The 10,562-nt window shown below is 39.4% G+C and carries 9 protein-coding genes; 7 read left to right on the forward strand and 2 right to left on the reverse strand.

Annotated elements, in window-relative coordinates; translation table 11 throughout:
* The first annotated feature begins 359 nt into the window (after positions 1-359).
* Both pfkA and pyk read left to right on the forward strand, forming a co-directional pair.
* A complete protein-coding gene (gene pfkA, locus Hs30E_RS09340) occupies positions 360-1,367 on the forward strand; it encodes a 6-phosphofructokinase (RefSeq protein ID WP_172209692.1) in 1,008 nt (335 codons plus the stop codon).
* A 154-nt stretch (positions 1,368-1,521) separates the two neighbouring features.
* Positions 1,522-3,027, forward strand: a complete 1,506-nt coding sequence (gene pyk, locus Hs30E_RS09345; protein WP_172209693.1) for a pyruvate kinase — start codon at positions 1,522-1,524, stop codon at positions 3,025-3,027.
* 31 nt (positions 3,028-3,058) lie between these two features.
* Here the strand turns inward: pyk and Hs30E_RS09350 are convergent, their stop codons facing one another.
* The gene (locus Hs30E_RS09350; protein WP_172209694.1) at positions 3,059-4,021 is read right to left on the reverse strand and encodes a glycosyltransferase; all 963 of its coding nucleotides are present in this window, start codon (positions 4,019-4,021) and stop codon (positions 3,059-3,061) included.
* A 72-nt stretch (positions 4,022-4,093) separates the two neighbouring features.
* Between Hs30E_RS09350 and Hs30E_RS09355 the strand changes: the two genes are divergently transcribed.
* The 3 genes from Hs30E_RS09355 to yihA all read left to right on the forward strand — a co-directional run bounded on the left by Hs30E_RS09355 (position 4,094) and on the right by yihA (position 6,717).
* Positions 4,094-4,606 (forward strand): dihydrofolate reductase, encoded by a 513-nt coding sequence (locus Hs30E_RS09355; RefSeq protein WP_172209695.1) that lies wholly within the window; start codon positions 4,094-4,096, stop codon positions 4,604-4,606.
* Positions 4,607-4,812: 206 nt separating this feature from the next.
* Positions 4,813-6,033 (forward strand): ATP-dependent Clp protease ATP-binding subunit ClpX, encoded by a 1,221-nt coding sequence (gene clpX / locus Hs30E_RS09360; protein WP_172209696.1) that lies wholly within the window; start codon positions 4,813-4,815, stop codon positions 6,031-6,033.
* Between the two features lie 93 nt (positions 6,034-6,126).
* Positions 6,127-6,717: a ribosome biogenesis GTP-binding protein YihA/YsxC gene (gene yihA, locus Hs30E_RS09365; RefSeq protein ID WP_172209697.1), complete on the forward strand. Its 591-nt coding sequence runs from the start codon at positions 6,127-6,129 to the stop codon at positions 6,715-6,717.
* A 177-nt stretch (positions 6,718-6,894) separates the two neighbouring features.
* On the opposite strand, the gene Hs30E_RS09370 is transcribed toward yihA, so the two are convergent.
* A complete protein-coding gene (locus tag Hs30E_RS09370; protein ID WP_172209698.1) occupies positions 6,895-7,563 on the reverse strand; it encodes a DUF6198 family protein in 669 nt (222 codons plus the stop codon).
* A 122-nt stretch (positions 7,564-7,685) separates the two neighbouring features.
* Between Hs30E_RS09370 and cls the strand changes: the two genes are divergently transcribed.
* Positions 7,686-9,134 carry a cardiolipin synthase gene (gene cls, locus Hs30E_RS09375; RefSeq protein ID WP_172209700.1) on the forward strand — a complete coding sequence of 483 codons (1,449 nt, stop codon included), beginning with the start codon at positions 7,686-7,688 and terminating at the stop codon, positions 9,132-9,134.
* A gap of 188 nt (positions 9,135-9,322) precedes the next feature.
* On the forward strand, positions 9,323-10,309 hold the full coding sequence (gene guaC / locus Hs30E_RS09380; RefSeq protein WP_172209699.1) for a GMP reductase: 987 nt from the start codon (positions 9,323-9,325) through the stop codon (positions 10,307-10,309).
* The last annotated feature ends 253 nt before the right edge of the window (positions 10,310-10,562 follow it).

Here is a 10,562-nt window from a genome sequence, read left to right on the forward strand (position 1 = left end):
AATGCTAAAATCAAAACCTTTAAGTGTATGGCTCAGAAATATCGTAATCGAAGAAAGAGGCACTTACTTCGGGCGTCCTTAATTTGTGGTATTATCAATTTCGAAATTTAATTTTGGGAGAAGTCTATTAAAAATTTTAAGATTTATTAAGTATTGTGACTATTGTAAATTGGCTTGATGTAAAGGTGGTAAAGACGATGGCGAAACCCAATCTTCTAAAAATAGCAAAAATTTCCTATTTTTGTACTATATTATTTAAATCTGTTTTTAGAAAACGTTTTCTTGCATTTACAACTGACAAAAATATCTAAAACGTGGTATAATAAGTATGATAAAAACTTTGGAGGACTAATACTCAAATGAAACGTATTGCCGTTTTAACCAGTGGTGGCGACGCCCCTGGAATGAATGCCGCTGTCCGTGCCGTTGTCCGTAAAGCTATTCACGAAGGCATGGAAGTCTTTGGGATCAATTATGGTTATGCTGGTATGGTTGCAGGCGACATTTTCCCTTTAACTGTTCGTGGTGTTGGGGATAAGATTTCACGTGGTGGGACATTCTTGTACTCTGCGCGCTATCCTGAATTTGCTGAGCTTGAGGGGCAACTTGCGGGGATTGAACAACTGAAAAAACATGGCATTGAGGGCGTTGTCGTTGTTGGTGGAGATGGTTCTTACCACGGTGCGATGCGCTTGACAGAACATGGTTTTCCAGCGATTGGTTTACCTGGGACGATTGACAATGATATTGTTGGCACTGACTTTACGATTGGTTTTGATACTGCTGTGACGACAGCACTTGACGCCATTGATAAGATTCGTGACACGTCGTCATCACATAAACGTACTTTTATCGTTGAGGTAATGGGGCGAAATGCCGGTGACATCGCACTTTGGGCTGGTATTGGCGCAGGTGCAGATGAGATTATCATTCCTGAACATGATTTTGATGTTAGTGACATTGTTACCTCTATCAAGAATGGTTATAAAAATGGTAAAAATCATAATATTATCGTTCTTGCTGAAGGTGTCATGAAAGGAGCTGAGCTTGCTGAAAAAATCAAAGCAGCGGGCGATCGGAGCGATCTTCGTGTGAGTACGCTTGGTCATATCCAACGTGGTGGGACACCTACTGCGCGTGACCGCGTCCTAGCTTCATGGATGGGAGCGCATGCAGTTGATTTACTTAAAGCAGGTCGTGGTGGTCTTGCAGTCGGCATTCATAATGAAGAGTTGGTTGAAAGCCCAATTCTCGGTACAGCTGAAGAAGGTGCTTTGTTCAGTCTTGATAATGGTAAAATCATTGTCAATAATCCGCACAAAGCCAATCTTGACCTGTATAAACTTAACAAAGAAATCTCATACTAAGCGGAATTTAAAAATTGAACAGAGATGTTCGACCAGTGAAAGAACGTTTAGTCATTGACAAGTCCTGAGATTTTCCAAAACATTTCTGTTACAAACTGCATAAGCAGTGAAAATAAAGGCGAAAGCCACTTGATTATAGAAGGAGTTCTACCAAATGAACAAACGCGTAAAAATTGTTGCAACCCTCGGTCCTGCTGTTGAAACTCGTGATGGTAAAAAATACGGCGAAAAAGGTTACTGGGCTGGTAAACTTGACCAAGAAGCGTCATCGGATACGATTGCTAAACTGATTACAGCGGGTGCCAATGTCTTTCGTTTTAATTTCTCACATGGTGATCATGATGAGCAAGGTGCTCGTATGGACACGGTTCGTCTTGCTGAGAAAAAAGCGAACCAAAAAGTTGGTTTCTTGCTTGATACAAAAGGACCTGAAATCCGTACTGAACTTTTTGCTGAGGATGGTGTGGATGAGTATAGTTACACAACTGGCGAAAAGATTCGTGTGACGACTAAACAAGGCGTTCAATCAACTCGTGAAGTGATTGCCTTAAGTGTTGCAGGTAACCTTGACATTTTTGATGATGTTGAAATTGGCAAACAAATCTTGATTGATGACGGTAAACTTGGTTTGCGTGTTATCGGTAAAGATGCGGCAATTCGTCAATTTGAAGTTGAAGTTGAAAATGATTCAATTATTGCTAAACAAAAAGGTGTGAACATTCCTTACACTAAAATTCCTTTCCCAGCACTTGCTGAGCGTGATGATGCTGATATTCGTTTTGGTTTGACGAAAGGTTTGAACTTTATCGCCATTTCATTTGTACGTACTGCTAAAGATGTGAATGAAGTTCGCGCAATTCTTGAAGAAACTGGTAACACACATGTGCAACTTTTCTCTAAAATTGAAAATCAACAAGGGATTGACAATTTGGATGAAATCATTGCTGCATCAGACGGTATCATGATTGCTCGTGGCGACATGGGAATCGAAGTACCATTTGAAATGGTACCAGTTTACCAAAAACAAATCATCCAAAAAGTTAATGCTGCTGGTAAAGCGGTCATTACAGCGACTAACATGCTTGAAACAATGACTGAGAAACCACGTGCAACACGTTCTGAAATTTCTGATGTTTTCAATGCAGTTATTGACGGTACAGATGCGACAATGCTCTCAGGTGAATCTGCTAACGGTAAATACCCAGTAGAATCAGTGACAACAATGGCGACAGTTGACAAAAATGCGCAAGCACTTTTGAAAGAATATGGTCGCTTGTCAACTGATAAATTTGACCGTTCAAATGTAACAGAAGTTATTGCATCTGCTGTTAAAGATGCAACGAACTCAATGGACATCAAACTCATTGTTGCTTTGACTGAGTCAGGTTCAACTGCACGTCTTATCTCTAAATACCGCCCAGATGCTGACATCTTGGCAGTTGCATTTGACGAAAATACTGAGCGTGCGCTCATGATTAACTGGGGTGTTATCCCAATGTTGGCTGATAAACCTGCTTCAACTGACGATATGTTTGAAGTTGCTGAAAAAGCAGCTATTGCATCAGGTCTCGTTGAATCTGGCGATAACATCGTTGTTGTTGCTGGTGTGCCAGTCGGTTCAGGTCGTACAAACACAATGCGTATCCGCACAGTTAAATAAATAACCTGAAGATTCAAAAAGACTCTTGTCCTTATTGACGAGAGTCTTTTTTGGGTTGATAAAATGCTTTTAATTCTTGGAGTAATTTCTTGGTATTATCGCCGTTTCGTAAATTTTGTCCGATTTTTTGCGCCATACTTGGATCATAGTCAAAAGACGTTGGTAATTCTGACAAGTCAGAAATGCTTGTCCCTAACTTATTTTCTGTGATGAAAGTTGCAAATGGTGAAAAACGTGGGACGATGACAGGAAGTTCAGCAGCAAGATAAAGGCTGAGTTTATGGGGACTGTTGAGTTTTTGGTAGGCTTGATACTGAGTGTCTGCTGATAAATCGCTATCCCAAACTAATCCGATACCATCAGGCAATAAAGCAGGTGCCTTATCTTGTGGTAAAATCGTTTGAATTTGAAACGTATTTGGCAAAGCATGAGCTGACCATTTGCGAGGTAGCGTACCAAAAACCTTGATTGGTTGCTGAAAAGTTTTTAGCCAGTTTGCTTTCATTAGTGTACCAGCAAATATCAGATTTTCAGAGCAATTTCTAATGGGAATTGGCTCAGTTGTCAGATAATCAAACAACCCTAGGATGAAAGTTGGGACTGATAATGCTAATTTTTCAGCCATTTCTGAGGTGTGGACGACGATTCCATCAGCGTTTTGTAGAAGCTGATATTCACATTCTGATTTTTGCCGTTCGGTTATGCGAAGAGGCTCGAAATCATGAATGAGGAGAATGAAAGTAGCGCCTCTTTTTTGAACCGCTTTTTGGAAATTTTTTTCAAATGTTAAAGGCAGATAGCTAGGAAACTGATGAACAACTATATCTGACGCAGTCAGTTCCTTGGTCAAATTTTCTGCGACATTTCTCTGAGTCGCACGGTCAATGTTGAGAATTTGCCAGTTTTGTTGCGCAGCAATCTTTGCAATATCGTCTTTTGGTTTAGTTGCACCGATTGGCATCCAAGCCTCTAGCGTATGGGTCATATAATTCATATCTTTATTCTAACATTTTATGGGAAATTAGGGTATAATTATAATAGAGAATTTAAATGCGAGGTAGTGTAGATGGTTGCAGCAATTTGGGCTGAAGATGAAGAAGGCGTGATTGGGGTAAATGGCACTTTACCGTGGTCGCTTCCTGGTGAACTTCAGCATTTTAAGGAAACGACTTATGGTCAAGCGATTTTGATGGGACGTAAGACTTTTGACGGCATGAAACGACGTGCTTTGCCTGGGCGTTTGACAATTGTCTTAACGCGTGATTCTGATTATCAGGTTGATAGTGAAAATGTTCAAGTGTTCAGAAGTCGTAAAGAAGTTTTAGACTGGTATCAAACGCAAGATAAGGCGACTGCAAGAGATTTGTTTGTTATCGGCGGTGCTGAAATGTTTACCTTATTTGACGGTTGTTTTGAGCGACTTTATCGGACGATTGTTCATGGAAGATTTGACGGAGACACCTCTTTTCCAGAAAATTTTAAACTGAATGATTTTTGTGAAATTTCTAGTGTAACACACGCATCAGATGAGAAAAATAACTATGGTTTTACAGTCAAAACCTATGAGAGTAAAAAATAATGGAACGAGCAATTTTTGGTGTTTTTACCGCCGTTTTAGCATGGATTTGTTTGGTTTGCGCGGTGCAATGTTTCCGCAAGAAGAAGTATGGTCTCGCAATCATTTTTTTATTGTGTGCTTTTACAAATTTGGTCAATACAATTCACGCAGCTTATCAGACTTTATTTTAAAAAGAATTTAGATAGAAGAGGAAAAATTTTACAAGCATGGCGAATACAAATCAGATTTTTTGTTCATTTTGTGGCAAATCGCAAGATGAAGTACATAAACTTATTGCGGGTAGTGATGTTTTTATCTGTAATGAATGTGTGGAGTTGTCAATGGATATTTTACGTGAGGAGTTCAGGGATGATGTGGGCTATGAGGATATTTTAGAGAGCAAAACGCCGAAAGAATTGCTTGCGATTTTAGATGATTATGTCATTGGGCAAGAACGCGCGAAACGGGCGCTTTCTGTTGCTGTTTACAATCATTATAAGCGGATAAATTTTGCTGAAACGGTTGAGAAAAATGATATTGAGTTGCAAAAGTCGAATATTTTGATGATTGGGCCGACAGGTTCGGGCAAGACTTTTTTGGCGCAAACATTGGCGCGTTCCCTTAATGTGCCGTTTGCTATTGCTGATGCAACGAGCTTGACTGAGGCGGGGTATGTTGGCGAAGATGTTGAAAATATTCTCTTGAAATTGCTTCAAGCCAGTGATTATAACGTGGCGCGCGCTGAGCGTGGCATTATCTATGTTGATGAGATTGACAAAATCGCTAAAAAATCTGAAAATGTGTCAATTACGCGTGATGTATCGGGCGAAGGCGTGCAACAAGCGCTTTTGAAAATCATTGAAGGCACGGTCGCAAGTATTCCACCGCAAGGCGGGCGTAAGCATCCGAATCAGGAAATGATTCAGCTTGATACGAAAAATATTCTTTTCATCGTGGGCGGTGCTTTTGATGGGATTGAAGAAATTGTCAAGCAACGTTTGGGCGAGAAAATTATTGGTTTTGGTGCAAATAATAAAGCGCTTGGCGCAGATGATTCTTATATGCAGGAAATTATTGCTGAAGACATCCAAAAATTTGGTTTGATTCCTGAATTTATTGGGCGTTTGCCAATCGTAGCGGCGCTTGAACGATTGACGGAAAACGATCTTGTTAATATCTTGACTGAGCCTAAAAATGCGCTTGTTAAGCAATATCAACGGTTGATGAGTTTTGATAATGTTGACTTAGAGTTCGATTCTGGTGCGCTTGTTGCCATTGCTGAAAAAGCGATTGAGCGTAAGACTGGCGCACGTGGTCTTCGATCGATTATTGAAGAAGTGATGATGGATGTCATGTTTGAAGTCCCTAGCATGAATGAAGTTAAGAAAGTTATCATCACGGAAGAAGCCGTTCGAGGCGAGGAAGAACCTTTACTTTTGGGCGCATAAACTAATGAAGAGAACGCGTTTAAATCGCGCTCTTTTATAATCACTCAAGCAAAATTTGTTTTAACTTGAGTGAAGCAGATAGAAATGAGACTCATGAAATTTAATATTCATAATGTTAGCCTGACGATTTCGGCGGCATCTAGTAAACAATATCCCGAAACGAATATGCCAGAAATTGCTTTGGCTGGGCGCTCAAATGTTGGTAAGTCTAGCTTTATCAATACTTTGTTGAATCGTAAAAACTTTGCCCGAACATCTGGGCGACCTGGTAAAACGCAGTTACTTAATTTTTTCAATATTGATGATACCTTGCATTTTGTTGATGTGCCAGGCTACGGTTATGCGCGTGTTTCTAAAAAAGAACGCGAAAAATGGGGTGGCATGATTGAAGAATATCTGACAACACGTCCGAATTTGCGGGCAGTTGTGAGTTTGGTTGATATGCGCCACGAGCCGTCAGCTGACGATATTCAGATGTATGAATTTCTCAAATATTATGACATTCCAGTCATTTTGGTTGCGACTAAGGCTGATAAAATTCCGCGTGGCAAATGGAATAAGCATGAAAGTATGATTAAAAAACGATTACAATTTGATAGTAATGATGATTTTATTATCTTTTCTAGCTTTGATAAGACTGGACTTGACGCATCTTGGCGTGTGATTGAGAAATTTGTGGCTTGAGATTTTTTCTAATTGTCTGTTTCTACCCATCTTTAAATCAAATTTGGAATTTGAGTATTTGTTTTGGGAGATGAGTTTTTAAATTAGGAAATTTATTAGATTAGAATAGAAAAATCGCATGAAATTCGTTTTATAAAACGTTGATTTCATGCGATTTTATTTTGTCTCTTGTCAATATTACAATCTGTGTTTTAACTTAGGAAAAGCAACTTTATCTGCATAATTCAGCACTGTGCCTTGAAAAAAGAAAGCGAAAAGTGTTCCGATATTGACTGCGGTAATTTGGCGGAAAATCAGCATTAGCACGATAATCACGGTTGCAGGAATTGAAAAATTGACCCACTGGGCGATTTTGGCATTGCCCTTGAAATATTGAAATCTGAGGATATTAGTCATCTCGTCCCCTGGATGTAAGATGAGATTGAGCCGTTGATAAATTGAAACGGCAGTCGCAATCAGACAAATTCCTAAAATATCAAGGCTAATGACAATAGGCAAAGGTAGATTAGCAATCCCTAAAGTTAGAAAAAATGATTTGAAAAACCCAACAAATGGACCAAAAAAACTGATGAAAATAATATTACCGAAAATATGTGGCCAATCAAAATGTCGTGTCAGCACAATATTAATCAAAATCTGTGATGCGCCATAAATAATTAGCACCCAAGAAATCGAAAAGCTGAAATCATTAGCAATATTGGCGGCGGATGCTGTCCACATGCTACTTCCCATATTAGCAGCAACAGTTAAGCCATTACCGAAAGCATTGACCAAAAGTGATAGTGCAAAGTAAAAAAATGCCTCAAAAATTGTTGGCTTACGTAAGCCGTTGGCTGTTTTTATCATATTTCTATTATACTATATTTGCTTAAAAAATGAGGTAAATTAGGCTGGTACAGCTTGAAACCAACTTTTTCATTAAAATATGTTAAAATGAATCTATGAATGATATTTTTAATATTTTTTCGATGTTGGTAAGAAGTTATTTCGGTAATGTTATTATTTTAATAAATATCATATTGTCTTTTATTATTATATTCCGTGAGCGTAAAAGTACGGCATCAACTTGGTCGTGGCTTTTTGTGGTTAATGTGGTGCCGATTGTCGGGTTTATTCTCTATATTTTAATCGGTCGTGGTATCTCAGATTATCGCATTTTTGAATTGCAAAATCAGAATCGTCCTGGCTTTGAACGAGAAATTGCGCAAGCTAAAAAAGCCTATTCCGAAGATAGGTTTTTGACCAAGATTACGGATAATTATGTAATTGGTCAACTTTTGCATATGCTTTTTGTATCAGAAGAGTCAATTGTTTCCATGAATACAGAAATTGACCTTTTCACAGATGGGCGTGAGAAGTTTGATGCTTTGATTGCTGACATTGAAAAGGCGCAGCACCATATTCATGTTGAATACTACATTTTTCGTATGGATAAACTTGGCAAGGAGCTGACACAGGCGCTGATAAAGGCATGTAGACGTGGCGTTGAGGTTCGCATTTTGATTGATGCTTGGGGGTCGAATCGCACGAAACTCAAAGCATTCAAGGAACTTATTGCACTTGGTGGCAAGGTCGTCTATTTCTTTCCGCTGATTTTACCGTTGATAAATCCTCGAACAAATTATCGGCTACATCGGAAAATTGTCGTGATTGACGGAAAAATCGGCTATACTGGTGGTTTCAATGTTGGTGATGAATATGTTAGCATTACCAAAAAATTTGGTTACTGGCGAGACAATCATCTACGTGTAACAGGAGATATTGTTTACTCGCTGCAAAATCGTTTTATCATGGACTGGAATAGTCAGCATGAACACGAAATTACCAATTCTTTACCTTATTTTCCTGAAAAAATGCCTTCATCTGGTAATGTTACGGCGCAGTTTGTGACGAGCGGTCCTGATAGTCGGCGCGAGCAGATAAAAATGGCTTACTTGAAGATGATTAACGGTGCTGAGGACGAGATTATCATCCAAACGCCCTATTATATTCCTGACGATGCCATCCATGAGGCGCTCAAACTCGCGCTTTTGAGCGGTGTCAAGGTCAAGCTCCTCATTCCCAACAAGCCCGATCACCCCTTTGTCTACTGGGCGACTTACTATTACAGCGCCAGTCTTGTCAAGTACGGCGCAGATGTTTATACCTATGAAAATGGTTTTGTTCATGCGAAAACGATTATTATTGATGGAACATTTGCCTCTGTTGGCTCTGCTAACTTTGATTATCGCAGTTTTAATCTCGATTTTGAAGGTAATATGGTCATTTATGATAAAGAGTTCGCAGAGCAACTTCGCGACAATTTCCACGAAGATTTGACGCTTAGCAAGCAATTAACCCTAGAACGCTATGGCGAACGCTCAACATTTATTCGATTTAAGGAAGGCATTGCAAGGCTTATCGGACCAATGTTGTAAAAACCGAACATTTGCCAAAAATAATGTCGCTAAGTAAACAAAGCACTTGCGAAGATTAGTGAAGATGTTATACAATAAGTGATGGAAGTTGTGGCGAGCAGAAGAAGGAAATTCTGTCACAATAGCGAAGTTTGTCTAGGCAAACTTGGTCGGTATCTGCAAATATTAAACATATTTGGAGAACAAAAATGAACAATTTACCTGTATTTGACTATGAAGATATTCAATTAGTCCCTAACAAATGTATTATCAACAGTCGTAGCGAGGCTGATACATCAGTCAAACTTGGCAATTATACCTTTAAAATTCCAGTTGTACCTGCCAATATGCAGACGATTATTGATGAGGAAGTTGCGGCATTTTTGGCGAAAAATGGTTATTTTTATGTGATGCACCGTTTTGATGAGGCGGGTCGGATTCCCTTTATCAAGAAAATGCAAGAAAAAGGCTTGATTGCCTCAATTTCTGTTGGCGTTAAGGCATACGAGTACGCTTTTATTGACGAACTCAAAGCGGAAAATGCTGTGCCTGAGTTTATCACGATTGACATTGCCCATGGGCATTCTGATAGCGTGATTCGCATGATTCAGTATATCAAAGCAGTCATTCCCGAAACTTTCGTTATCGCAGGAAATGTTGGGACACCTGAGGCTGTTCGCGAGCTTGAAAATGCGGGTGCTGATGCGACAAAGGTTGGCATTGGTCCAGGGAAAGTCTGTATTACCAAAGTCAAAACTGGTTTTGGTACAGGGGGCTGGCAACTGGCGGCTTTGCGTTGGTGTGCTAAGGCTGCCCGCAAACCAATTATCGCTGACGGCGGTATCCGCACGCATGGTGATATTGCCAAATCAATCCGTTTTGGCGCAACTTTTGTTATGATTGGCTCACTCTTTGCAGGTCATGAAGAAAGTCCAGGACAAACAATTGAAAAAGACGGCGAACTCTACAAAGAATATTTTGGTAGCGCCTCAGAATACCAAAAAGGCGAAAAGAAAAACGTTGAAGGCAAGAAGATTCTCGTCCGTCACAAAGGAGCTTTACAAGATACGCTGACCGAGATGCAACAAGACTTGCAAAGCTCAATTTCTTATGCGGGTGGTCGCGATATTGAAAGTTTGACCAAGGTTGATTATGTGATTGTTAAAAATTCGATTTGGAATGGGGATAGTATTTAGAGAAGAAAAAGCATTCTGATTGTTTGTCGGAATGCTTTTGTTACTTGAGAGTGGCAGTTGTCATTTTTTATTTGTACAAGTTTTGTTGGTTCTATAATAAATCGTGTGGGAAAAATTCCCAGACGATTTTTTTGCAAAAAAAAATCCTTCCTTCTATAATGTGAGTTATTAAGCAACACAAAAGAAAGGAAAGACATGTTTGATTATATCCTAAGTAAGTATCATTTACAAGAAAAAGACTGGTTATATTCAG

The sequence above is a fragment of the Pseudolactococcus hodotermopsidis genome, assembly GCF_011170085.1.
Classification (GTDB): domain Bacteria; phylum Bacillota; class Bacilli; order Lactobacillales; family Streptococcaceae; genus Pseudolactococcus; species Pseudolactococcus hodotermopsidis.